The organism is Massilia sp. Masssp94, assembly GCF_059491305.1.
In genome coordinates this window covers 2,060,339-2,086,476 of record NZ_CP168501.1, presented here as the reverse complement: position 1 = coordinate 2,086,476, position 26,138 = coordinate 2,060,339, and the positions used below count along the sequence as shown (strand labels likewise).

Annotated in this window: 16 protein-coding genes; 11 read left to right on the top strand and 5 right to left on the bottom strand. The window is 66.9% G+C overall.

What is annotated here, in order from left to right; all coding sequences use genetic code 11:
• Positions 1–218: 218 nt before the first annotated feature.
• Positions 219–1,826, top strand: a complete 1,608-nt coding sequence (locus ACEN9G_RS09140) for a methyl-accepting chemotaxis protein (protein ID WP_413342781.1) — start codon at positions 219–221, stop codon at positions 1,824–1,826.
• A 1-nt stretch (position 1,827) separates the two neighbouring features.
• Here ACEN9G_RS09140 and ACEN9G_RS09135 read toward each other — a convergent pair whose 3' ends face one another.
• Positions 1,828–2,295, bottom strand: a complete 468-nt coding sequence (locus ACEN9G_RS09135; RefSeq protein ID WP_413342779.1) for a host attachment protein — start codon at positions 2,293–2,295, stop codon at positions 1,828–1,830.
• Positions 2,296–2,410: 115 nt separating this feature from the next.
• Between ACEN9G_RS09135 and ACEN9G_RS09130 the strand changes: the two genes are divergently transcribed.
• The 4 genes from ACEN9G_RS09130 (at position 2,411) to ACEN9G_RS09115 (ending at position 9,070) form a co-directional block, all read left to right on the top strand.
• Positions 2,411–2,611 carry a DUF2905 domain-containing protein gene (locus ACEN9G_RS09130; RefSeq protein WP_371765055.1) on the top strand — a complete coding sequence of 67 codons (201 nt, stop codon included), beginning with the start codon at positions 2,411–2,413 and terminating at the stop codon, positions 2,609–2,611.
• A 132-nt stretch (positions 2,612–2,743) separates the two neighbouring features.
• The gene (locus ACEN9G_RS09125) at positions 2,744–5,377 is read left to right on the top strand and encodes a TonB-dependent receptor (RefSeq protein WP_413342776.1); all 2,634 of its coding nucleotides are present in this window, start codon (positions 2,744–2,746) and stop codon (positions 5,375–5,377) included.
• 2 nt (positions 5,378–5,379) lie between these two features.
• Complete coding sequence (locus ACEN9G_RS09120; RefSeq protein ID WP_483126588.1) at positions 5,380–7,791, top strand: family 20 glycosylhydrolase; 2,412 nt, start codon at positions 5,380–5,382, stop codon at positions 7,789–7,791.
• Positions 7,784–9,070, top strand: coding sequence for an MFS transporter (locus tag ACEN9G_RS09115; RefSeq protein WP_413345494.1), 1,287 nt, complete (start codon positions 7,784–7,786; stop codon positions 9,068–9,070). Before ACEN9G_RS09120 ends, ACEN9G_RS09115 begins: the two co-directional genes overlap by 8 nt.
• A gap of 2 nt (positions 9,071–9,072) precedes the next feature.
• Here ACEN9G_RS09115 and infA read toward each other — a convergent pair whose 3' ends face one another.
• Positions 9,073–9,336, bottom strand: coding sequence for a translation initiation factor IF-1 (infA, locus tag ACEN9G_RS09110; protein ID WP_413345493.1), 264 nt, complete (start codon positions 9,334–9,336; stop codon positions 9,073–9,075).
• A gap of 174 nt (positions 9,337–9,510) precedes the next feature.
• Between infA and ACEN9G_RS09105 the strand changes: the two genes are divergently transcribed.
• From ACEN9G_RS09105 to ACEN9G_RS09095, 3 genes are all read left to right on the top strand, one after another.
• Complete coding sequence (locus tag ACEN9G_RS09105; protein ID WP_413346532.1) at positions 9,511–9,927, top strand: CopG family transcriptional regulator; 417 nt, start codon at positions 9,511–9,513, stop codon at positions 9,925–9,927.
• Positions 9,928–9,935: 8 nt separating this feature from the next.
• A complete protein-coding gene (locus tag ACEN9G_RS09100; protein ID WP_483126587.1) occupies positions 9,936–11,099 on the top strand; it encodes an extracellular catalytic domain type 1 short-chain-length polyhydroxyalkanoate depolymerase in 1,164 nt (387 codons plus the stop codon).
• Positions 11,100–11,169: 70 nt separating this feature from the next.
• Positions 11,170–11,718, top strand: coding sequence for a DUF2058 domain-containing protein (locus ACEN9G_RS09095; protein WP_413344378.1), 549 nt, complete (start codon positions 11,170–11,172; stop codon positions 11,716–11,718).
• On the opposite strand, the gene ACEN9G_RS09090 is transcribed toward ACEN9G_RS09095, so the two are convergent.
• Both ACEN9G_RS09090 and ACEN9G_RS09085 read right to left on the bottom strand, forming a co-directional pair.
• Entirely contained in the window at positions 11,719–12,624 is a 906-nt protein-coding gene (locus tag ACEN9G_RS09090) for a helix-turn-helix domain-containing protein (RefSeq protein ID WP_413344376.1), read from the bottom strand. It lies immediately after the preceding gene.
• Between the two features lie 93 nt (positions 12,625–12,717).
• The gene (locus ACEN9G_RS09085; protein WP_413344374.1) at positions 12,718–13,287 is read right to left on the bottom strand and encodes a lipocalin family protein; all 570 of its coding nucleotides are present in this window, start codon (positions 13,285–13,287) and stop codon (positions 12,718–12,720) included.
• A 520-nt stretch (positions 13,288–13,807) separates the two neighbouring features.
• Here ACEN9G_RS09085 and ACEN9G_RS09080 point away from each other — a divergent pair.
• The 3 genes from ACEN9G_RS09080 to ACEN9G_RS09070 all read left to right on the top strand — a co-directional run bounded on the left by ACEN9G_RS09080 (position 13,808) and on the right by ACEN9G_RS09070 (position 24,850).
• On the top strand, positions 13,808–21,178 hold the full coding sequence (locus ACEN9G_RS09080; RefSeq protein ID WP_483126586.1) for a beta strand repeat-containing protein: 7,371 nt from the start codon (positions 13,808–13,810) through the stop codon (positions 21,176–21,178).
• Between the two features lie 208 nt (positions 21,179–21,386).
• On the top strand, positions 21,387–23,522 hold the full coding sequence (locus tag ACEN9G_RS09075; RefSeq protein WP_413339415.1) for a peptidase domain-containing ABC transporter: 2,136 nt from the start codon (positions 21,387–21,389) through the stop codon (positions 23,520–23,522).
• Entirely contained in the window at positions 23,519–24,850 is a 1,332-nt protein-coding gene (locus tag ACEN9G_RS09070) for an HlyD family type I secretion periplasmic adaptor subunit (RefSeq protein ID WP_413339413.1), read from the top strand. Before ACEN9G_RS09075 ends, ACEN9G_RS09070 begins: the two co-directional genes overlap by 4 nt.
• Positions 24,851–24,874: 24 nt before the next feature.
• Here the strand turns inward: ACEN9G_RS09070 and ACEN9G_RS09065 are convergent, their stop codons facing one another.
• Positions 24,875–26,137, bottom strand: a complete 1,263-nt coding sequence (locus ACEN9G_RS09065) for a protoporphyrinogen/coproporphyrinogen oxidase (RefSeq protein WP_413339411.1) — start codon at positions 26,135–26,137, stop codon at positions 24,875–24,877.
• Between the last annotated feature and the right edge of the window lies 1 nt (position 26,138).

The window sequence follows — 26,138 nt, the reverse complement described above, 5'->3', positions numbered from 1 at the left end:
GCGGCGGGCGTCGCCGTTTACGGGTGTGTATTTTGCACTATGCTGGTGCGTATTGCTGCACTGAAATAGGGATATTGGCTCCAATTCGGTGCAGATGGCTGAGGATCGCGTGATTTTGTGGATAGATGGCAACAAATGAGTACCGGCGGCCTCTGAACTGCTCTACAGTTTGGTAGCGCCACCATACTTACAAACAGGCGCTTTTGCCTGCCATTGCCATGTTCAAACATCTCAGTATCAAGACCCGTCTCATCTTCCTGACCGTACTGTTGAGTGCGGTTTCCATCGTCGTGGGCGTCGTCGGCCTCGTCAACCAGGGCGTCACGAATGCCGCGCTGGGTACCGTCTACAACGACCGGCTGGTACCCCTCAGCCAGCTCAGCCATATCTTGTCGCTGATGCAGCAGAACCAGAACGCCCTGTCGAGTGCCGCACTGGCGGCCGAGCCGGACAACGGTCCCGTGATCGCGGAAGTCGAAGCACGCATCCAGGAAATCAGTACGCTGTGGGACCGGTACAAGGCAACCTACCTGACGCCGGAAGAAAAAGTCCTGGCGCGGACGTTCATCGAGAGCCGCCTGACGTTCGTTCGGGAAGGCCTCAAGCCGACCATGGCCGCGCTGCGTGCCAACGATGCGGACGAGGTCCGGAAGCTCGTCAAGGGGCCGCTCGCGTCGCGCTATCTGCCGGCGCAAAAGAACATGCAGGCGCTCGTGCAATTGCAGCTGGACGTGGCGAAAGCGCAATACGACGCCGCGCTGGCACGCTACGAACGCACGCGCAATCTCTCGATCGCCCTGGTCGTCATCGGCGCGCTCGCCGGTGCCTGCGTCGCCGCATGGCTGATCCGCGGCATCGGCGCATCGCTGGCCGAAGCCTTGCGCGTGGCACGCAGCGTGGCGGCCGGCGATCTCACGCAAACCGTACACATCGAGCGTAGCGACGAGATCGGCGAGCTGCTCGGCGCGCTGCGCGCCATGAACGCATCGCTGGCGGACATCGTCGGCGAAGTCCGCGGCGGCACCGATACGATCGCGACGGCCTCGCGCCAGATCGCGGCCGGCAACCAGGACCTGTCGGCGCGCACCGAGCAGCAGGCGTCGTCGCTGGAAGAGACGGCCGCGTCGATGGAAGAGCTGACGTCGGCCGTGAAGCACAACGCGGACAACGCGCGCCAGGCCAATGCGCTGGCGGAAGCGGCGAAAGGTGTGGCCGAACGCGGCGGCGCCGTGATCGACGACGTGGTCGGCACGATGGGCGAGATCAGCGACGCGTCGCGCCGCATCGCGGAGATCATCGGCGTCATCGACGGCATCGCGTTCCAGACGAATATCCTGGCGCTGAACGCGGCCGTGGAAGCGGCGCGCGCGGGCGAGCAGGGCCGCGGGTTCGCCGTCGTGGCGTCCGAGGTGCGCAACCTCGCCCAGCGCTCGGCCGGCGCGGCGAAGGAGATCAAGGGACTCATCGAGAGTTCGGTCGAGCGCGTGGAGACGGGTGGACGCCTCGTGGGTCAGGCCGGCGCGACAATGCGCGAGATCGTCGACAGCGTGCGCCGGGTGACGGACATCATGGGCGAGATCACGTCGGCCAGCGCCGAACAGACGGCCGGCATCGGCCAGATCAACGTCGCGGTGGCGCAGATGGACCAGGTCACGCAGCAGAACGCCGCGCTGGTCGAGGAAGCCGCCGCGGCGGCCGGCACGATGCACGAACAGGCACAGCGCCTGGCGGCGTCGGTCGGCGTGTTCCGTGTGGCCCCGCGGCCGGCGCAGGCCGCGCGGCCAGTAGCGGACGCTCAGCCGCGTCCGGCACTGGCACGGGCGTGAATCAGAACTTGGCCTTCTGCGCCTGCAGCTGTTCGCGCAGCTGGTGCGCGTTGAAGTGGCTGTAGTCCTTGTTCAGTTCCAGGTCGACGAGCGGCTTGAGCTGGTTGTCCAGCTGGCCGCGCAGCACGCCGAGGAACTTCGGCTCGGCCACCAGTTCCAGTTTCTGGAACCGCTGTTCCTGCCAGCCCTTCAGCAGGTACTTGCAGATGTCCTTCGCAAAGAACTCGGCGTCGTGCTGTTCCGGCGTCTGCGCCGGCTGGTACTGCTTGTTCGGCGTGGCGCCGCCCGTATTGTGGATGCTCTGGCCGGCCGAGGTCGGACCGAGCCGGTCGGTGTTGATGTCGATGTCGCGCAGGCGCGCGTTGGCGCTGACCATGTCCTCGACTTCGATGTAAGGTTGCTTGGGGTCCGATTCGGCGAAGATGCGGGCGCGGCCCGCGTCGGCGGATACGATCCAGGTGGTAGGCATGCTTTCCCCCTTTTTCCAAAAATAAATTTGAAGGTGTAGGCCCCACCGGGGCCATACAGGCTGAGGGGAAGTCTAGCGCAACCAGGATTTTCACGAGGTACGCTAGACTGGCGCCATGCAAAAACTCCTCATCGTTCTCGGCCTCGTGCTGCTCGCCGCAGGGCTCCTCTGGCCCTGGCTGCGCCGGTTCCCGTTCGGCCGCCTCCCCGGCGACATCCACGTCGTCCGCGAGGGTTTCTCCTTCAACTTCCCCATCGTTACCTGCCTCGTCATCTCGATCGTCGTCTCGATCGTGCTGTGGTTCTTCCGCCGCTGATTAGCAAGATTTGACAAACACGGTCGGAATTTCAACGAGACAATGCGCCCCATACGAAGACGAGAGACGCTGCAGCGTCCACGAATTCGAAACTGGCAAGGTTCTTTGATTACCACAGTTTTGGGAGAGCACATGAGACAGTCGATGGGACGGACCGCGATCGCGGGCGCGGTGACGATATTGGTAATGGGCATCGCGGCACAGGCGCGCGCACAGGGCGGCGGCACGCCGGACGCGCAGACCGTGATCGTGACGGGCGTGCGCGCGGCACTGGAACAGTCGCTGCGCCAGAAGCGCAACGCGGACGCCGTCGTCGAGGTGGTGACGGCCGAGGACATCGGCAAGATGCCCGACAAGAACGTGGCCGACGCGATCCAGCGCCTGCCGGGCGTGAACACGCAATCGTCCGCGGGCGGCGAGGGCGGCTTCGGCGAGAACGACCGCGTCAGCCTGCGCGGCACGAGCCCCAGCCTGCAGCAGACGCTGTTCAACGGCCACGCGATCAGCACGGGCGACTGGTTCGTGCTGAACCAGTACGGCGGCAACGTGGGCCGCTCGTCGAGCTTTTCGCTGCTGCCTTCGGAACTCGTCGGTTCCATCGTCGTGCAGAAGAGCGCCACCGCCGATCTCGTCGAAGGCGGCGTGTCGGGCGCCATCAACGTGATCACGCGCCGTCCGCTCGACTTCCGCCAGCCCCTGACGGTGGAAGCGTCCGTGCAGGCCAACTACAACGACCTCGCGAAAAAGACCGAGCCGCAGGTGTCGGCCCTCGTGAGCTGGAAGAACGCGACCAATACGTTCGGCGTGCTGCTGCAGGGCTTTTCGGAAAAGCAGAGCGTGCGCCGCGACGGCCAGGAGATCCTCGGCTACACGCCGATCAGCGCGACGAGCGCCGCCGCCATCGCGAATCCTGCGCTTTCCGGCGTGAAGGTCCCGACCTTTATCGGCGCCGCATTCTTCGAGCAAAAGAAGAAGCGTGAAGGCGGCGCCTTCGACATCGAGGCGAAACCCACGCGCGACATCGGCGTCGACCTGAACGGCTTCTATTCGAAACTGAGCGCGCCGCACCAGAACACCAACTGGCTGGCCGCGCCCGCGAATTCGATCAACAGCGCGAACCTGGTCCCGGCGAGCCCCGCGATCCGCAATGGAACGCTCGTCGGCGCGACGTTCTCCAGCAACTCGGGCGAGGTCGACAACATCTACCGTCCGGATGCGGGCGGCGAATCGTGGTACATCGACCTGAACGGCCGCTGGCGCGTCAACGAGGACCTGAGCTTCACGGGCAAGATCGGCCGTACGCACGGCATCGGCTGGGACCATGGCGACGTCTACTACCAGAACAACGTCGACGGCGGCATGATGTACGCGCTGAACGGCATGACGCCGGCGACCGTCAGCTACCCGGGCGGGAACACGACGAAGCCGGGATCGACGGCGTGGGCGGGCGGCGGCGAAGCGCAGTCCGTGGACAAGGAAAAGTATGCGCAGGTCGACGGCACCTGGCGCGTGCGCGACAACCCGTGGCTGCAGGGCGTCCGCTTCGGCGCGCGCTGGACGGACCACAGGCGCACCGCCGAGCACCCGCTGGAAACGCGCCCGGGCCCGAACGGCTTCAGCAATCCGGGTCCAGTGTGGAACGGCGAGATGTACCCGGGCGACTTCGGCTCGGACCTCGGCGGCAGCGTTTTCAACAACTACTTCAAGTACAGCGGACCGGCCCTCGGCGCCTGGGGCGCGGTGCCGGGCAACCGCCTGCTGGACTTCACGTTGCGCCACAACTGGCTCGACGAATTCAAGGTGGGCGAGAAGACGGCGGCCGTCTACGGCATGGCCGACATCGGCGGCGACAACTGGAGCGGCAACTTCGGCCTGCGCGCCGTCGAGACGCGCCAGACGACCGTCGTGAACCTGCCGGGCGGCCAGAATCCGGTCACGGGTTCCGCGTTCGGTCCGTACACGCCGACGACGTATGAGCGCAAATACCGCGACTGGCTGCCGAGCGCGAACGTGAAGTTCGACGTGTCGTCAAGCCTCGTCGTCCGCGCCGGCATCGCCAAGACGATGGCGCGTCCCGACTACAGCGCGCTGGGCGGCTCCGTGTCGCTGAACGACGATGCGCTGTCGGGCAGCGGCGGCAACGTCAAGCTGGACCCGATCCGCTCCGTCAACTACGACCTGTCGGCCGAGTGGTACTACATGCCGAAGGCGATGCTGTCGGCGGGCCTGTTCTACATGGACTTCAGCTCCATCGTCGCGCAGGGCACGAGCACCGGCAGCTACTACAACAACAAGCGCGGCGCGTTCACGGACTACCAGATCACGTCGCCGTACAACACGAGCGCCACCAACAAGGGCATCGAGCTCTCCTGGCAGCAGCCGTTGTGGAACAACTTCGGCCTGCTCACCAACTACACGTGGGCGGACGGCGAACTGGATGGCGGCGGCGAGATGCTCAACGCGTCGAAGAACACGTACAACGTGACGGGCTACTACGAGAACGACCGTTTCTCCGCGCGCCTCGCGTACAGCTACCGCTCCTCGTACAAGGCGGGCGTCGACCGCGGCGCGAGCCAGCACGTGGACTCGATGCCGTCGCTGGCGGCCTCGGTGAACTTCAAGATCAACGAGCACCTGACGGTCACGTTCGACGCGCTGAACCTCACCAACGAGACGATCAAGATGTACGCCGAGAACAAGGACCAGCCGCGCGCGTTCTACTCGAACGGCCGCACCTTCTACCTCGGCCTGCGCGGCAAGCTCTGATCGTGTCGCCAAGGGAGAAGGTCGTCGTGACGTGGGCGTGCGTGTCCAACCTCGTCGCGGACGACGTGTTCGCGGCGCGCCTGACGCTCACCAACGTGTCGGGCGCGCCGATCGCGGCGGGATGGACCGTGTACTTCAACGCGTGCCGGCGCGTGCTGGCCGGCAGCGTGAGCGCGGGCTTCGACCTGGAGCACGTGAACGGCGACCTGTTCGCGCTGCGCCGCACGGCGCCGTCGCCGTGGCAGCCCGGCGAGATGCTGGACGTGCGCTACGAGGCGCAGTTCTGGGCCATCAGCCTGACGGACGCGCCGCTCGGCTTCTATCTCGTCGAAGCGGACGGGCGCACGGTCGACCTGGGCGACGCGGACGTCGCGCCGTTCGCGCGGCCGGAACAGCTCCAGCGCCATGCGCGCGACGTGCTGCCGCCGGCCGACGCGGCCTGGCGCTGGCGCGAGAACAGCGGCCTGCGCCTGCTGCCGGATGACGACGTCGGGCGCATCACGCCGACGCCCGTCTCGGCCCGGTTCACGGCGGTGCGCAGCCGGTTGTCGGCGTCCAGCGAGATCATGGCCGGCGCCGCGCTGGTCGGCGAAGCGGCGTTGCTGCGCGCGCTGCTGGACGACCTGCAGGACGGCGACGGCGCGCGCATCCTGCTGGAGATCGGCAGCGTGGCCGCGGACGGGCCGGAGGCCTACCGCCTCGACATCGGCCCCGACACGATCCTGATACGCGGCGCCGGCGCGCACGGCGTGTTCAACGGCATCCAGACGCTGGCCCAGTTGCTGGATGCGGACGGCTGTCTGCCGTGCGGCCGCGTGCTCGATGCGCCGCGCTTCGGCTACCGCGGCATGATGCTCGACGTGGCGCGCCATTTTGCTTCGGTGGCCACGGTCAAGCGCCTGCTCGACTGCATGGCGCGCTATAAACTGAACCGGCTGCACCTGCACCTGACGGACGACGAAGGCTGGCGCTTGCGGATCGACGCGCTGCCGGAGCTGACGGAGATCGGCGGCAAACGGGGCGCGGCCTGCGGCCACACGCTGCCGCCATCCTTTGGCTCGGGCGCGGACGTGGACACATCGTCCGGCACCGGCTATTACGACGCGGACGACTTCATCGGCATCCTGCGCCATGCGCACGCACGCCACATCGAGGTCATCCCGGAATTCAACATGCCGGGCCACGCGCGCGCGGCCGTGCTGGCGATGCGCGCGCGCCACGACCGCCTGCGCGCGCAGGGCGATATCGAAGGCGCGGAGCGCTACCTGCTGAGCGACCCGTACGATGCCTCCGTCTACGAATCCGTGCAGCTGTGGCGCGACAACGTGATCTGCATCGCGCTGCCGTCCGTCGACCGCTTCATCGACACCGTCGTCGCCCACGTCGCGGCGCTGTACCGCGAGGCCGGCGTGCCGCTCAGGACGATCCACACGGGCGGCGACGAGGTGCCGCTGGGCGCGTGGGAAGGCTCGCCGCGGTGCCGGGCGCTGATGCGCGAGCGCGGCTGGACCCGTATCGCGCAGCTGCAGGCGGATTTCGTCGACCGCTGCCGCGCGATCCTCGCACGCCACGGCCTCGCGTTCGCGGGCTGGGAAGAGACGGCGCTCGTGTACGAGGACGGCGGCCCCGGTTTCCAGGTCTATGCATGGAACAACGCGTGGGGCTCGGGCAAGGAAGACGTCGCGTACCGTCTCGCCAATGCGGGTTATGACGTCGTGCTGGCGAATGCCGCGAACCTGTATTTCGACCTCGCGTATGCGAAGGATCCGCAGGAGCCGGGTTATTACTGGGCCGGCTTCGTGGAGACGCGCCATGCGTTTGGCTTCTGCCCGCTGGACATGATCGTCAGCGCGGCCGCCGACCCGATGGGGAGAAGCGTGCCGCCCGGGCGGCTGGCCGCGATGACGCGCCTGACGGCCGAGGGCCGGCGCCGCGTCAATGGCCTGCAGGGACAGCTGTGGGGAGAGAATGCCCGCTCGCGCGACCGCATCGAATACCTGGCCGCGCCGCGCCTCGTGGCGCTGGCGGAGCGGGCGTGGGCGCCGGATCCCGGCTGGTGCGCGATCGACGATGCCGGGGAGCGTACACGCGCCATGGACGACGCGTGGAACGAATTCGCCAACCGCCTCGGCCAGCGCGAGCTGGCACGGCTCGACCGCGCGCCGCTGGCCTACGGCTACCGGTTGCCGCCGCCGGGCGCCGTCGCCGATGGCCGGACGTTCCACGCGAACGTGGCCCTGCCGGGCCTCGCGCTGCATTACACTCTGGACGGCAGCGAGCCCGATGCCGCCAGCCCGCGCTACACCGGACCGGTTGCGGCAGGGCAGGGCGCCGCCGTGTTCAAGGTCGCCACCTTCGACACGCGCGGCCGCAAGAGCGCAACCGTCGTCATCGCACTGGATTCCCATGGATAGCATCCGTCCCGACCACCTGACACCCCAGGCGCACCGGCACCCGCTCGCGTGGGTGCCCACGCTGTACCTCGCGCAGGGCCTGCCGTTCTTCAGCGTCGCCCTCGTGGCGGGGCTGATGTTCAAGAGCATGGGCGTGCCCAACGAGCAGATCGCACGCTGGACCGGCGTCCTCGGCCTCGCGTGGGTGTTCAAGGCATTGTGGAGTCCATTTCTGGAACTCGCGGCGAGCAAGAAGCGGGTCGTCGTCGTGCTGCAGGTCACGGGCGGCATCGCGCTCGCGGCGCTGGCCCTCGCGCTGCAGCTGCCCGCGTGGTTCGGGCTGGCGATCGGGCTGCTGGCCATCGTGTCGTTCGCGTCCAGCACGCACGACATCGCGGCCGACGGTCTATATATCGCGAACCTGTCCGAGCGCCAGCAATGCGCGTACGCCGGCTGGCAGGGCGCGTTCTTCAACGGTGCCAAGTTCCTGTCGCTGGGCGGGCTCGTGATCCTGGCCGGTTTCCTCGAACAGCGCATCGGTCCCCCGGCCGCGTGGGCCACCGTGTTCGGGGTGCTGGGCGCCTTGCTGGCGGGGCTCGGGCTGTATCACGTGTGGGCGTTGCCCGAGACCGTGAGGACGGGCGCCGGCGCGTCGATGCGTGGCAGCGTGGACGTATTGGTGGACGTCGTGCGCGCATTCTTCGCCAAGCCGGGCATCTGGATGGGCATCGTGTTCATCCTGCTGTTCCGTCTCGCGGAAGGGCAGGTGCAGACGATCGGCCCACTGTTCCTGCGCGATGCGCGCGCGGTCGGCGGCCTTGGCCTGTCGACGCAGGAAGTGGGCGCCATCTACGGCACGGCCGGCACGGCGGCCTTCCTGGTCGGCAGCATCCTCGGCGGCTGGTTCACGGCGCGCGTGGGCCTGAAGCGCGCGATGCTCGTGCTGATCCTCGCGATGAACGTGCCGAACCTCGTGTTCTGGTACCTGAGCGCGGCGCAACCGTCGCACCTGGGCCTCGTCATGGCGGCATTGTCGACCGAGATGTTCGGCTACGGGTTCGGCTTCGTGGGCATGATCCTGTTCATCATGCAGGTGATCGCGCCCGGCCGCTACCAGACCGCGCACTACGCGCTGGGGTCCGGGTTCATGCAGCTGGGCTTCGTGCTGTCGAAGGTGGTCAGCGGCGACATCCAGCATGCGCTGGGCTACCGTCACTTCTTCCTGTGGGTGGTGTTGTCGGCGCTGCCGGTGCTCGTACTCACGCGGTTCGTGAACATGGCGCCGGCCGCGCAGGACTGACGTCAGCGGCGGTAGGCCGGACGGCGCGCCGGCGGCGCGTTGCGCTTCTCGATATGGCGGAACGTGATGCGACCCTTGCTCAGGTCGTACGCGGACATCTCCAGCGTCACGCGGTCGCCCGCGAGGATGCGGATATGGTGCTGGCGCATCTTGCCCGACGTGTAGGCGATCAGTTTGTGTCCATTGTCCAGGTCGACGCGAAAGCGCGAGTCCGGCAGGATTTCCTGGACGATGCCGTCCATTTCGATGAGTTCTTCTTTGGCCATGGGGGTCCTTGGGGGCGGGGCGCGCGGCGATTGCCGGGCGTGGGGGTGGGAGGGAAGGAGTGGGCCGGCTTTATATCCGGAAGGAATATTATACCGCACTTCGATGATTCGCAGTTATACTCCGTTAATACTCCGGTTGGAGTATATTGGGCGTATAAACACTGCGGAGACACCATGAAGCTCGTCGACACCAAACCCAAATTTCCCGATACGGACAAGGTCACCATCAATCTGGGCCTCGTCGACCTGGCGCAGATGGACCTGCTCGTGGCCGAAGGTTTTTATACGAACCGTACCGATTTCGTCCGCACGGCCATCCGCAACCAGTTGCAGCAGCACGGCGAAGCGATCCGCCAGACCGTCACGCGCAAGCGCTTCGTGATGGGCATGCAGCGCTACACGAAGGCGGAACTGGAAGCGGGCGTCGCCGCCGGCGAGCAGCTCGACATCCACGTGCTGGGCCTCGCCACCATCGACGACGACGTCACGCCCGAGCTGGCGCGTGCGGCGATCGCCTCCATCCAGGTGCTCGGCGCATTTTTCGCGCCGGCCGCCGTCAAGTCCGCGCTCGCGGACCGCATCCATTCCTGAGGAACACCATGAAACCATATGAACAATTTGTTGAAAACATCCTGGGCGCCGTGCGCTCGGGCCAGGGCAAGGATCCGGCCGCGGCCACCGCGCTGATCCAGGACGCGCTGCGCACCGCCGGGCTGATGCCGGGGGCGCAAGCGGGTACGCCGTTCACGCCGCCTTTTGCCGAGCAACCGGGCGCGCGTGCGCCGTTCGCCGACCTGAACGGCGTGCCGGACTGGCTGCGCCGTCCGGCCACCGCGAAAGGCACCTCGCCGTCCGTCGACTGGCGTGCGCGCTTCGACGGCTTGCGGAAGAGTCCGCGACCGGTGACGCCTGACGCACCTGGTCAATTTCTCGAAGGCTCGTTCAGCAACGCAGCGGGCACGCGCCGCTACCGCCTGTATGTGCCGGAGAAAGCGGCATCCGGGCCGCGGCCGCTCGTCGTCATGCTGCACGGCTGCCAGCAGCACGCCGCCGATTTCGCGGCCGGCACCGCGATGAACCGGCTCGCGGAAGAACACGGTTGCCTGGTGCTGTACCCGGACCAGGAGCGCGGCGCCAACAGTTCGAATTGCTGGAACTGGTTCGACGCCGCGCACCAGGCGCGCGAGCAGGGCGAGCCGTCCGTGCTCGCAGGCATGACGCGCAAGATCGTGGACGAATACGGCGCCGACCCGCGCCGCGTCTATGTGGCCGGCCTGTCGGCGGGCGGCGCGATGGCGGCCGTCATGGGCGCCGCGTATCCCGAGCTGTATGCGGCCGTCGGCGTGCATTCCGGCCTGCCGGTCGGCGCCGCGCGCGACTTGATGTCGGGGCTGAACGCGATGAAGGGCAAGCACCTGCACGGCGCGAGCCGGACGCTGCGCCGCCGCGTGCCGCTGATCGTGTTCCATGGCGACCAGGACGCCGTCGTCCATCCGTCCAACGGTGAGGTGCTGGTCCGCCAGTTCCTGGGCGAGGGGACCGTGCGCGAGATCGAGGAGCGCGGCACGGCCGGTTCGGGCCGCGGCCACACGCGCACGACGGCGCTGGACGACGACGGCCGCGCGGTGGCGGAACATTGGGTCGTGCACGGTGCCGGTCACGCCTGGGCGGGCGGCGATCCGGCCGGCTCGTACACGGATGCGTCCGGGCCGAACGCGTCGGCCGAGATGCTGCGCTTCTTCCTGGCCCAGCCGGCGGGCTGATCGACCGCTGTTGCGAAGCCGTCAGGTTTGCTATGCTGGAGGATTCCCACGTTCGTTGATGGAGTCAAGGATGGTTTCCCTGCAGGAGCAGCTGATGAAGGCCGGGCTGGTCGACAAGAAGAAGGTCAAGGTCGTCAACCAGGAAAAAGCCAAGCAGCAGAAGATCGAGCGCCGCACGGGCGTGCAGAGCGTCAACGAGACGAAGGAGGCGGTGCTCGAGGCCCAGCGCCAGCAGGCCGAGCGCGCGCGTGCCCTGAATGCCGAGCGCGATGCGGCCGCCGCCGCGAAGGCGGTGGAAGCGCAGATCGCGCAGATGATCCAGGTGAACCGCCAGCCCAAGGGCAAGGGCAACCTGGACGTCGTCTACAACTTCACGATCGGCACCAAGATCGAGCGCATCCACGTCTCCAGCCTCGTGCGCGACCACCTGGTGGCGGGGCGCCTGTCCATCGTCGCCCACGCGGGCGGCTTCGAGCTGGTGCCGCGCGTGATCGCGGACAAGATCGCGGAACGTGCGCCGGAGCGCGTCGTGCGCGTCAACAAGGCGGCCGAAGCCGTCGCGGCGGGCGAGGACGATCCGTATAAAGACTTCAAGATCCCCGACGACTTCGACTGGTGATCAGCGTTTCTTGACCGGGAGCGCCAGCCAGCCGCGCCAGCGGCCCTCGGGCGTGCGTTCGACCTTCTGGATGTGCGGCCGGGTGCTGTCCAGGCGCCAGACGGCCTGCTTGTCGAGCCAGTCCTCGTACATGGAGCGGAAGCGCGGCCATTCGTCGTCGAAGTCGAGGCAGGCGTAGGTGCCGGCCGGCAGGACGCGTAATCCCAGGCCGGGATCGAGCACGGTATCGTCCGCGCACCCGAAGTCGTAGCAGTATTCCCGTTCGCCCGTAAAACCCGGGTCTTCGTCGAACACGCCGTACCACGGGGTGCTGGCGGGCAGGCCGTCGGCCTTCTCGCGTTCCTGGATGAAGTCGTGGCAGGCGAACGACAGCGCCGCGCCGGACTGGCCGAAGAAGCGCTGGTAGCGCAAGGTCAGCGCCGGCAGGTTACGCACGGCGATGCGCGCGGCGATCGTGCCCGGTTCGGGTGGGCAGTACGGCGCCAGGATCGCTTCCAGGTCGTCCGGCTCGGCGACGAAGAAGCTGACGTCGCTCTCGCGGCCGACCTGCTGGTCCATGTAGTCGCGCCATCCTCCCTCGCGCCACGCCTTGGCCGACATCGCGAACTGCTGCCTGAACGCCTTGGCGAACGCCGCGTTCGACGGGAAGCCGCAATCCTGGGCGATGCGCACGATCGGGACGTCCGGCTCGTGACGCAGCAGGTGGGCGGCGCGGCGCAGGCGGCGCTTGCGCTGGTATTCGACGGCCGAGAAACCCGTCAGCTCGCGGAAGATGCGGTCGAAGTGGAACGACGAATAACTGGCCGACGCCGCCAGCGATTTCAGTGCGAGCGGATCGCCGACCGAGTCCAGCATCAGGTCCATCACTTCATACAGGCGCGACACGCGCGCGGCGGTCTTCGACATCAACGGCAGTCATTTACAAAATTGAAATAACTAGTTTCCGTAAATAACATGCCGTTGGCAAGCGTTTACCGCTGCTGCCGCCGCCGAGTGTTGTCAGTACGCCGCCTGGGGCGTCATCTCCAGCTTGCTCAAATCGAACCCCTGCCGCTCCAGCCGCTCGAGCAGGGCGCCGTACGCCTGGCGCGACACGGTCGGGGTGCGCGCCAGGATCCACAGATAGTCCCGCCCCGGCTCGCTGACGGCGGCGAGCTGGTAGTTCGGGTCGAGGTCGATCACCCAGTAGTCGCCCCACACCATCGGCAGGAACGACAGCCAGGCGGGCGCGAACCGGACCTTCAGCGTGGGCGACGTGGGGCCGCCCAGCTGGCGCGCCGTGCCCACCGCCTCGTCGATGGTGCCGTCCGCGCGGCGGCAGCGGTTGATGACTTGCACGGTCTTGTCCGGCTGCAGGCTGTAATGCGCCGTCGTGTTACTGGCACATTGTTTCTGAAACCTGTTCGGGTATTTTGCAATTTCATACCAGGCGCCCATGTAGCGCGGCACGTCGAGGCTGGGAACCGGCGTCACGGGCGCGGAACGGGCGCCGCGTTCGGCGGCGAGCAGCGTCGCACTGGCGCCGAGCAGGCCGAGCAGCAAGAGGATCAGGCGAGTATTCGGGAGCATGGGATACGTGGTTGAACGGGACTGTGTCTATCGTACGACAACCTCGCCCGAGCCGTCGCCCGTCGCCAATCGATTATTAATTTGCCAACTCCATTGAATTGCAAGAAAGTTGCCCTGCGGACTTAATGGCAGGCGTTCGGCTGTCGCCTTTCTCTTCTGCCGAAAGCAATTTCCTAACGGCAACGCAAGAAACGTCAAGCGCCGCTTGGCTGGAAAAGCCGATCCGGATGAATTATCGAAGGGATAAAAAGCGTGGTTGAGAGAGCGTTGTGGAGAAAAAACAACCGAAAATGCCTCAAGTTGGCCGGTTTGTTGCCGTAAAGCATTCGTAAGCGCACCAATAAAATGTATCCTTAGGGAAATAGTCTTTCACTGATATCGCGCATCGGGCGGCGATCATTCGGACAACGTTCAATATATTAAAGGTTCATCGACCATGGCATCAGTTATCACCGGAATGAGCACCGCCCAGATACAGGCGCTGACTACTTCCCAAATCGTCGCTCTCGCGACCTCCGACATGACTGCGTTTTCGACGACGCAGCTTGGTGCGTTGACGACCAACCAATTGCAGGCCATCGAAACCCGTGACCTGGCTGTCCTGACCACGACCCAGATCTCGGCCGGCCTCACGACCACGCAGATCGCCGCCCTGACGACGAACCAGGCGGGCGCCCTGACGACCGGCCAGGTCGGCGCCCTGACGACGAACCAGGTCGCCGCGATCGAGACGGCCGATCTGGCCGCCATGAAGACGAACCAGATCGCCGCGCTGACGACGAACCAGGTGTCCGCCGGCCTGACGACGAACCAGATCGTCGCGCTGACCACCTCGCAGGCAGGCGCACTGAGCACCGCGCAGACCGCCGCGCTGACCACGAACCAGGTTGCCGCACTGCAGACCGCCGACCTCGCCGCGTTCAAGACGAGCCAGGTTGCCGCGCTGACCACGAACCAGATCTCGGCCGGCCTGTCCACGAACCAGCTGGCGTCGATGGTGACCACGCAGATCGCCGCGCTGACGACCGCCCAGGTGTCCGCTGGCCTGACGACGAACCAGATCGTCGCCCTGACCACGGCTCAGGCAGGCGCGCTGACGACCGGCCAGATGGGCGCACTGACGACGAACCAGGTCGCCGCGATCGAGACGGCCGATCTGGCCGCCATGAAGACGAACCAGATCGCCGCGCTGACGACGAACCAGGTGTCGGCCGGCCTGACGACGAACCAGATCGTCGCGCTGACCACCTCGCAGGCAGGCGCGCTGACGACCGCGCAGTCCGCCGCGCTGACGACGAACCAGGTCGCCGCGCTGGAAACCCGTGACCTCGCCGCATTCAAGACGAGCCAGGTTGCCGCCCTGACGACGAACCAGATCTCGGCCGGCCTGACGACGAACCAGCTGTCGTCGATGACGACGGCCCAGATCGCCGCGCTGTCGACGAACCAGGTGTCGGCTGGCCTGACGACGAACCAGATCGTCGCCCTGACCACGAACCAGGCAGGTGCCCTGACGACGGCCCAGACCGCCGCGCTGACCACGAACCAGGTCGCCGCGCTGCAGACGGCCGACCTGGCCGCCATGAAGACGAGCCAGATCGCCGCCCTGACGACGAACCAGGTGTCCGCCGGCCTGACGACGAACCAGATCGTCGCCCTGACCACGGCCCAAGCCGCCGCACTGACCAACGGCCAGACCGCCGCGCTGACGACCAACCAGGTCGCCGCGCTGGAAACCCGCGACCTCGCCGCGTTCAAGACGAGCCAGGTGCAGGCGCTGACGACGAACCAGATCTCGGCCGGCCTGACGACGAACCAGCTGTCGTCGATGACGACGGCCCAGATCGCCGCGCTGTCGACGAACCAGGTGTCCGCAGGCCTGACGACGAACCAGATCGTTGCCCTGACCACGGCCCAGGCAGGCGCGCTGACCACGGCGCAGTCCGCCGCCTTGAGCACGAACCAGGTCGCCGCGCTGGAAACCCGTGACCTCGCCGCATTCAAGACGAACCAGGTCGCCGCGCTGACGACGAACCAGATCTCGGCCGGCCTGACCACGGCACAACTGTCGTCGATGACGACGGCCCAGATCGCCGCGCTGACGACGAGCCAGGTGGCCGCCGGCCTGACGACGAACCAGATCGTCGCCCTGACCACGAACCAGGCGGGTGCCCTGACGACCGGCCAGATGGGCGCACTGACGACGAACCAGGTCGCCGCGATCGAGACGGCCGACCTGGCCGCCATGAAGACGAACCAGATCGCCGCGCTGACGACGAACCAGGTGTCGGCCGGCCTGACGACGAACCAGATCGTCGCGCTGACCACCTCGCAGGCTGGCGCGCTGACGACCGCGCAGACCGCCGCGCTGACGACGAACCAGGTCGCCGCGCTGGAAACCCGTGACCTCGCCGCATTCAAGACGAGCCAGGTTGCCGCCCTGACGACGAACCAGATCTCGGCCGGCCTGACCACGGCACAACTGTCGTCGATGACGACGGCCCAGATCGCCGCGTTCTCGACGAGCCAGGTGGCCGCGGGCTTGACGACGAACCAGATCGTCGCCCTGACCACGAACCAGGCGGGTGCCCTGACGACCGGCCAGATGGGCGCACTGACGACGAATCAGGTCGCCGCGATCGAGACGGCCGATCTGGCCGCCATGAAGACGAACCAGATCGCCGCGCTGACGACGAACCAGGTGTCGGCCGGCCTGACGACGAACCAGATCGTCGCGCTGACCACCTCGCAGGCAGGCGCGCTGACCACCGCGCAGACCGCCGCACTGACGACCAACCAGGTCGCCGCGCTGCAAACCGCCGACCTCGCCGCGTTCAAGACGAGCCAGGTGCAGGCGCTGACGACGAACCAGATCTCGGCCGGCCTGACCACGGCACAACTGTCGTCGATGACGACGGCCCAGATCGCCGCGCTGTCGACGAACCAGGTGTCCGCCGGCCTGACGACGAACCAGATCGTTGCACTGACCACGGCCCAGGCTGGCGCGCTGACCACCGCGCAGTCCGCCGCACTGACGACCAACCAGGTCGCCGCGCTGCAAACCGCTGACCTCGCGGCGTTCAAGACGAGCCAGGTCGCCGCGCTGACGACGAACCAGATCTCGGCCGGCCTGACCACGGCACAACTGTCGTCGATGACGACGGCCCAGATCGCCGCGCTGACGACGAACCAGGTGGCCGCCGGCCTGACGACGAACCAGATCGTTGCCCTGACCACGAACCAGGCGGGTGCCCTGACGACCGGCCAGATCGGCGCGCTGACGACGAACCAGGTCGCCGCGATCGAAACGACCGATCTCGCTTCGCTGAAGACCAGCCAGATCGCCGCCCTGAAGACGAGCCAGGTTGCCGCCGGCCTGACGACGAACCAGATCGTCGCGCTGACCACCTCGCAGGCAGGCGCGCTGACGACCGCGCAGTCCGCCGCCCTGACGACCAACCAGGTCGCCGCGCTGGAAACCCGTGACCTCGCCGCATTCAAGACGAACCAGGTCGCCGCGCTGACGACGAACCAGATCTCGGCCGGCCTGACCACGGCACAACTGTCGTCGATGACGACGGCCCAGATCGCCGCGCTGACGACGAGCCAGGTGGCCGCCGGCCTGACGACGAACCAGATCGTTGCCCTGACCACGAACCAGGCGGGTGCCCTGACGACCGGCCAGATGGGCGCACTGACGACGAACCAGGTCGCCGCGATCGAGACGGCCGACCTGGCCGCCATGAAGACGAACCAGATCGCCGCGCTGACGACTAACCAGGTGTCCGCCGGCCTGACGACGAACCAGATCGTCGCGCTGACCACCTCGCAGGCAGGCGCGCTGACGACCGCGCAGACCGCCGCGCTGACGACGAACCAGGTTGCAGCTCTGCAAACCGCCGACCTCGCCGCGTTCAAGACGAGCCAGGTGCAGGCGCTGACGACGAACCAGATCTCGGCCGGCCTGACCACGGCACAACTGTCGTCGATGACGACGGCCCAGATCGCCGCGTTCTCGACGAGCCAGGTGGCCGCGGGCCTGACGACGAACCAGATCGTTGCCCTGACCACGAACCAGGCGGGTGCCCTGACGACCGGCCAGATGGGCGCACTGACGACGAATCAGGTCGCCGCGATCGAGACGGCCGATCTGGCCGCCATGAAGACGAACCAGATCGCCGCGCTGACGACGAACCAGGTGTCGGCCGGCCTGACGACGAACCAGATCGTCGCCCTGACCACCTCGCAGGCAGGCGCGCTGACCACCGCGCAGACCGCCGCACTGACGACCAACCAGGTCGCCGCGCTGCAAACCGCCGACCTCGCCGCGTTCAAGACGAGCCAGGTCGCCGCGCTGACGACGAACCAGATCTCGGCCGGCCTGACCACGGCACAACTGTCGTCGATGACGACGGCCCAGATCGCCGCGCTGTCGACGAACCAGGTGTCCGCAGGCCTGACGACGAACCAGATCGTCGCCCTGACCACGGCCCAGGCTGGCGCGCTGACCACCGCGCAGTCCGCCGCACTGACGACCAACCAGGTCGCCGCGCTGCAAACCGCTGACCTCGCCGCGTTCAAGACGAGCCAGGTCGCCGCGCTGACGACGAACCAGATCTCGGCCGGCCTGACCACGGCACAACTGTCGTCGATGACGACGGCCCAGATCGCCGCGCTGACGACGAACCAGGTGGCCGCCGGCCTGACGACGAACCAGATCGTTGCCCTGACCACGAACCAGGCAGGTGCCCTGACGACCGGCCAGATCGGCGCGCTGACGACGAACCAGGTCGCCGCGATCGAAACGACCGATCTCGCTTCGCTGAAGACCAGCCAGATCGCCGCCCTGAAGACGAGCCAGGTTGCCGCCGGCCTGACGACGAACCAGATCGTCGCGCTGACCACGTCGCAGGCTGCCGCGCTGACGACCGCGCAGTCCGCCGCCCTGACGACCAACCAGGTCGCCGCGCTGCAAACCGCCGACCTCGCCGCGTTCAAGACGAGCCAGATTGCCGCCCTGACGACGAACCAGATCTCGGCCGGCCTGACCACGGCACAACTGTCGTCGATGACGACGGCCCAGGTCGCCGCGCTGACGACGAGCCAGGTGGCCGCCGGCCTGACGACGAACCAGATCGTCGCCCTGACCACGAACCAGGCGGGTGCCCTGACGACCGGCCAGATGGCAGCGCTTACGACGAACCAGATCGTCGCGCTGGAAACGGCCGACCTGGCCGCCATGAAGACGAACCAGATCGCCGCGCTGACGACGAACCAGGTGTCGGCTGGCCTGACGACGAACCAGATCGTCGCCCTGACCACGTCCCAGGCTGGCGCGCTGACGACTGCGCAGTCCGCCGCGCTGACGACGAACCAGGTCGCCGCACTGCAGACCGCCGACCTCGCCGCATTCAAGACGAACCAGGTTGCCGCGCTGACGACGAACCAGATCTCGGCCGGCCTGACCACGGCACAACTGTCGTCGATGACGACCGCCCAGATCGCCGCGCTGACGACGAACCAGGTGTCGGCTGGCCTGACGACGAACCAGATCGTCGCCCTGACCACGAACCAGGCAGGTGCCCTGACGACGGCCCAGACCGCCGCGTTGACCACGAACCAGGTGGCCGCGATGGAAACGAACGACCTGGCCGCCATGAAGACGAGCCAGATCGCCGCCCTGACGACGAACCAGGTGTCCGCCGGCCTGACGACGAACCAGATCGTCGCCCTGACCACGGCCCAAGCCGCCGCACTGACCAACGGCCAGACCGCCGCGCTGACGACCAACCAGGTCGCCGCGCTGGAAACCCGCGACCTCGCCGCGTTCAAGACGAGCCAGGTGCAGGCGCTGACGACGAACCAGATCTCGGCCGGCCTGACCACGGCACAACTGTCGTCGATGACGACGGCCCAGATCGCCGCGCTGTCGACGAACCAGGTGTCCGCAGGCCTGACCACGAACCAGATCGTTGCCCTGACCACGGCCCAGGCTGGCGCGCTGACCACCGCGCAGTCCGCCGCCTTGAGCACGAACCAGGTCGCCGCGCTGGAAACCCGTGACCTCGCCGCGTTCAAGACGAGCCAGATCGCCGCGCTGACGACGAACCAGATCTCGGCAGGCCTGACGACGAACCAGATCGTCGCGCTGACGACGTCCCAGGCTGCCGCGCTGACGACGGCCCAGGTCGGTAACCTGACGACGAACCAGGTGGCTGCGATGGAAACCGCCGACCTCGCCGCGCTGAAGACCAACCAGGTCCAGGCACTGACGACGAACCAGATCTCGGCCGGTCTGAAGACCTCGCAACTGGCTTCGCTGACGACCGCCCAGATCGCGGCCCTGACGACCAGCCAGGTGCAGGCAGGCCTGACGACGAACCAGATCGTCGCGCTGACGACGGTCCAGGCCAGCGCGCTGACGACGGCCCAGGTCGCCGCGCTGACGACGAACCAGGTCGCCGCGATGGAAACCGCCGACGTCGCCGCGCTGAAGACGAACCAGATCGCCGCGCTGACGACGACCCAGGTGCAGGCAGGCCTGACGACGAACCAGATCGTCGCCCTGACGTCGGCCGATGCCGCCGCCCTGACGACGGCCCAGCTGGGTGCGCTGACGACGAACCAGGTCGCCGCGCTGGAGACCCGCGACCTGATCGCGCTGAAGACCAGCCAGATCTCGGCGCTGACCACCGCGCAGATCTCGGCCGGCCTGTCGACGAACCAGCTGTCCTCGCTGACGACGGCGCAGATCGGCGCGCTGACGACGAGCCAGGTGGCAAACGGCCTGACGACGAACCAGATCGTCGCGCTGTCCACCAGCCAGGTGCAGGCGCTGACGACCGGCCAGTTGTCGTCGCTGACGACCAGCCAGATCTCGACGCTCGAAACCCGCGACATCGCCGTGCTGAAGACGAACCAGATCCAGGCACTGACGACGAACCAGATCCAGAACGGTCTGACGACGACGCAGGTTGCCGCGCTGACGACCGGCCAGGTGCATGCGCTGACGTCGGCCCAGGTGGGCTCGATGACGACGGCACAGATCCAGCAGCTCAAGGTCGGCAGCCCGATCGTGCTGGACCTGAACGGCGACGGCATCCACACGAAGAGCATCGCCCAGGGCGTGCAGTTCGACCTGTTCGCGACCGGCAGCAAGGTCACGACGGGCTGGGCGGATGCGACCGACGGCCTGCTGGCACTGGATCGCAACGGCAACGGTTCGATCGACGACGGTAGCGAGCTGTTCGGTACGTCGACGAAGCTGGCGAGCGGCCAGAACGCCTCCAACGGCTACGAAGCACTGGCCCAGCTGGACGCGAACGGCGACGGCGTGATCGACTCGAAGGATGCTGCTTACAGCAACCTGAAGGTGTGGGTCGACGCGAACGGCGACGGCGTCAGCGAATCGGGCGAGCTGAAGAGCCTGGCATCGCTGAACGTGGCAAGCATCAACGTCAACGGCGACAAGACCGCGGCGAAGGACAACGGCAACTGGATCGGCATGCAGTCGACCTTCACGAAGACCGACGGCTCCACGGCCGCCACGGGCGACGTGTGGTTCACGACCGACAAGTCGGCCGCGGAAGCCGCGGCGACCGCGACCTCGCTGAGCAGCAAGGTCGGCAGCATGGTCCAGGCGATGACGGCCTTCAACGCCGGCGATGCGGGCGTGGCGGCCGGCGGCCTGACCCTGCCGAACCTGGCGGGCGCGCAGACCGGCCTGCTGGCTTCGGTCGGCACGATGGTCGACGTGATGAAGCAGTTCGACGCCAACGGCAACAAGGTGAGCGGTGCGAACGCGGCGATGACGTCGACGGCCGAATCGCTGGCCAAGTCGGTGACGACGCCGCACGACTCGGGCTTCCTCACCACCGGCAGCCGCAAATAAAGAGCCGTAACGCGCTAGCATGGGGCCGGTTCGCGCCGGCCCGCTTTGACAGCAAAAAGGCAAGACCGTTATCGGTCTTGCCTTTTTTTGCGTCCAAATTGCGACAAACCAAGAATAAGGGGCGTAACACAGTGCTGTTCAGCAACAATTCTGGTCAACAACAAGGTAATCTCTCGGTCTGCCGCACTTCGCTTCTATTAGTTCCCTAATGGCCGACAAATTCCCTCATACAACTCTGCAATGCCTGACTGCCATCGCGCAGCATCACGGCCTGCAAGTGAATCCGGAGCGCCTGATCCACGACTACGCGTTGAACGCGGAGGAGCCCTCGTCGTCCATGCTGCTGGGGATGGCCTCGAGCATCGGGCTGAAGGCCAAGCTGCGCCAGCTGACGGTCGACAAGCTGCTGGGGCAGAAGGGCGTGTTCCCGCTGCTCGCGCGTCTGAAAGACGGCAACAGCATGATCGTCGTGGGCGCGCGCAGCGACGACGGCGGCGTGCTCGCGGTACTCGATCCGCTGGGCGACCTCGGGACCGTCAAGATGCTCGATCCGGCCGCATTCCAGTCGCTGTGGAGCGGCGAAGTCCTGTTCCTCAAGCGCACGTCGAAGCTGTCCGACACGCGCCAGCCGTTCGGCCTGCGCTGGTTCATTCCCGAGATCCTGCAGCAGAAGGCCGCGTTCCGCGACATCGCCATCGCCGCGATGGCCATGAACATCCTCGGCCTCGCGTCGCCGATCTTCTTCCAGCTCGTGATCGACAAGGTGCTCGTGCACCATAGCGTCTCGACCCTGTGGGTGCTGGCGGCCGGCATCGGCATCGCGCTGCTGTTCGAATCGACGTTCGGCTTCATGCGCCAGATCCTGACCCTGTGGGCCACGAACAAGATCGACATCCGCCTCACGCGGCGCACGTTCGCGCACCTGCTGTCGCTGCCCATCGATTATTTCGAGACCACGTCCGCGGGCGTGGTCGTGCGCCACATGCAGCAGATGGAAAAGATCCGCGGCTTCCTCACGGGCCGCATGTTCTTCACGGCGCTCGACCTGACCGCGCTGTTCATCCTGCTGCCGATCCTGTTCAGCTATTCCGTCAAGCTGGCGATGATCGTGCTGCTGTTTACGCTGCTCATCAGCGGCATCGTCGCGGTGCTCGTGCCCACGTTCCAGCGCCGCCTGAACGATCTGTACACGGCCGAAGGCCAGCGCCAGGCGCTGATGGTGGAAACGATCCACGGCATGCGCACGGTGAAGGCGCTGGCCATCGAGCCGATGCAGCGCCGCGCCTGGGACCAGCGCTCGGCCAATGCGCTGAACCAGCACTTCCGCGTGGGCCAGATCTCCATCACGGGCAATGCCATCACCGACTTCCTCGGCAAGCTGCTGCCCGTCGTGATCATCGTGATCGGCGCCCAGGACGTGTTCGACCAGACGCTGTCCGTCGGCGCCCTGATCGCCTTCCAGATGCTGTCCGGCCGCGTCAGCGGGCCGCTGATCGCCCTGGTGGGCCTCGTCAACGAATACCAGGAAACGGCGCTGTCGATCCGCATGCTGGGCGAGGTCATGAACCGCGCGCCGGAAGGCCGCACCGGCGGCCTGCGTCCCGAACTGCGCGGCAACATCACATTCGACGGCGTCGTGTTCCGCTATCCCGGCGCGCAGAACAACGCGCTCGACCGCGCCACCTTCGAGATCAAGGAAGGCAGCGTGATCGGCATCGTGGGCCGCAGCGGCTCGGGCAAGACGACGATCACGAAGGTCATCCACGGCCTGTACCGCATCCAGGAGGGCCTCGTCCGCTTCGACGGCTACGACGCCCGCGAGATCGACCTGCCGCACCTGCGCCGCCAGGTGGGCGTCGTCCTGCAGGAGAACTTCCTGTTCCACGGCACGGTGCGCGAGAACATCGCCGCGACGATGCCCGAGGCCAGCTTCGAGGACATCGTCGAGGCGGCACGTGCTGCCGGCGCCGACGAATTCATCGAGCGCATGCCGCAGGGCTACGACACGATGCTGGAAGAGAATGCGTCGAACCTGTCCGGCGGCCAGAAACAGCGCCTGTCGATCGCTAGAGCGCTGCTGGCCAAGCCGCGCATCCTCGTGCTGGACGAAGCCGCGAGCGCGCTCGACCCCGAAAGCGAAGCGATCTTCATCAACAACCTGTCGCGCATCGCCGTCGGCCGCACCGTGATCATGGTGTCGCACCGCCTGTCGACGCTCGTCAACGCCGATTCGATCCTGGTCATGCAGCGCGGCCAGCTGATGGACGCGGGCCGCCATGAAGAACTCCTGACGCGCTGCTCTACTTACATTCAATTATGGAACCAGCAAACAAGTCATCTGTGACCGCGCTCGATCCGACCGACATCGAGTTCCTGCCGGACGCCGACGAGATCGAGCGCCGTCCGCTGCCGCCGTACGCGCGCATCACCGTGCACGCACTGGCGGCGATGCTCGTGTGCTTCCTCGGCTGGGCCAGCATCGCCGAGATCGACGAGGTGGTGAAGGCGCAGGGCAGGCTGACCACCCCGTTGTCGAATATCGTGGTGCAGCCGATCGAGACGTCGATCATCCGCTCGATCGACGTGCGCATCGGCCAGGTCGTCAAGAAGGGCGAGCGCCTCGCCACCCTGGACCCGACGGACGCCGACGCCGACCAGGCGCAACTCCGCCTGAAGTTCGACAGCCTGGACACGCAGGTGAAACGCCTCGAGGCCGAACTGGCCGGCCGCGGGACCCTGGCCGAGACGGGCAAGGTGTCGGCCGACACGCAACTGCAGGACAAGCTGGCGGGAGAACGCCGCGCCAACTTCGCCGCGCAGATGGCGCGCCTGGACGAGAACATCGCCAAGACGCGCGCCTCGCTCGACACGAACGTGCGCGACCAGCAGGTGCTGGGCGACAGGACGAAATCGCTGCGCGAGGTGGAGACGATGCAGGAACGCCTCGTCGACCAGAAATTCGGCGCCAAGGTCAACCTGCTGGACGCACGCAACAAGCGCATGGAAGTGGAGCGCGACTACACGCTCGCGAAGAACCAGGAGCCGGAGATCCGCCGCGCGCTGGCCGGCCTGGAGGCGGAGAAGCGCGCGTTCGTGAACGGCTGGCGCCAGAAGATCATGGAAGACCTGCTGAACCTAACGCGCGAGCGCGACGCGACGGCCGAGCAGATCAAGAAGGGCACGCTGCGCCGCGACAAGGTGATCCTGACCGCGCCGGCCGATGCCATGGTGCAGGACATCGCCAAGCTGTCGCAGGGTTCCGTCGCGCAGGCCGCCGAAAAGATGTTCACGCTCGTGCCGCTGGGGACCGCGCTGGACGCCGAAGTGCAGATCGATTCGCTCGACGTCGGCCACGTGAAGCCGGGCGACGTCGCCCACATCAAGCTCGACGCGTTCCCGTTCCAGAAGCACGGCACCCTGGAAGCCAAGGTGCGCACCCTGTCCGAGGACGCGTTCAAGCGCGACACGGCGAACGCGGAATCGGGCACGGATGCCTACTACGTCAGCCGCATCGACCTGGGCGGCGGGAAGCTGAAGAACATGGACCCGCACGCGCGCCTGCTGCCGGGCATGACCCTGACCGCGGAGATCGTGGTCGGCAAGCGGACCGTGTTGTCGTATCTGCTGTGGCCCCTGACGAAGGGGCTGGACGAAGCGATCCGGGAACCGTGATCGCCCGGCGCCGCGCGCCTGTCCTCAAGGCAGGGCGCGGTAGCCGCTCAGGAGCGACTGGTTGCTCCACAAATAATCCCACTCGCCGAACCGGCCGCACGTGGCGATGCCCGCCGCGCCCGCCCAGGCGCGCACACGGGCGCGCCGTTCTTCCATTCCCTGCTCGAAGATGACGTTGCCGTAGGCGAGGCGGCGATGGTCGAGCACGACGATGTCGTCCGCCGTCGCGATGCCCATCTTGCGCAGCGCGTAGACCGTGTTCTCCTTGAGCGCGTCGGGCGCATGGGCGCTGCCCGTGTCGTAGTTGTAGATCTCGAACTGGAGCGAGCTGCAGCCGGGCGGCGCGTTGTCCGGCGATTTCACGGACGGCGAATAGGCGCGGCTGGCGGCGATGTCCTCGTCGTAGATGTAGAACCACAGGTCCTTCACGAGCGGCTTGTCGAACCCGACGGAGACCAGGTCGATCGACGTGGCGTGCAGGCCGGCGCCGGCCGCGCGCACGTCGTCCGGGACGTCACCGGCCAGGCGCACGAGCACCGGCAGCGGCAGCGTGCTGACGAGCTGCCGGTAACGCACCGTCGCGCCGTTCGCGAACGTCACGGTGCGCGCCGCGGTGTCGATGCCTGTCGCGGCGTGGCCCGTGCGGATCTCGGCGGCATCGAGCAGCGGCTGGATGAACGCCTTGTAGCCTCCCGCGACGGGGTAGCGCATCTCCTTGGTGTAATACGTGTTCGGCGTATCGCCCGTCAGGGCGCCGAACAGGATCTCGTCCAGTTCCGCGCGGCGCATGCGGTTGCCGATCCACGTCGTGGACAATGCGCGGGCCGGCACCGCCCAGTATTTCTGCGTGTAGCGCAGCGGGTACCGTTCGGCGATCGCGTCGCCGTACTGGTGGCGCAGCCAGCTTTCGTAATCGTCGTGCGCGAGCGTGTCGGGACGCGCGAGGAAGGACTTGATCAGGGCCACGCGCTGTTCCGGCGGCAGCGGATACAGGTTGTTCTGCACCGGGTGCTTGAGCCAGTAGCCGTCATCCCAGCAATACGAATCGGCCGGGTGCGTGAGATACGGCGTGCGGTCGAAGATCGCGCGTACTTCCGGTTCGTTCGCGAACGACAGGTGCACGGCGTGGTCGAAACGGAAGCCGTCGACCGTGAAGTTGTCGAGCAGGCCGCCGGCGCGGTCGCGCGCCTCGAAGACGACGGCCTGGCGGTTCAATTCGCGCGCGCGCAGCGCGGCGCCCAGGCCCGCGATGCCCGCGCCCAGGATGACGATATCGATGGTTTCCATG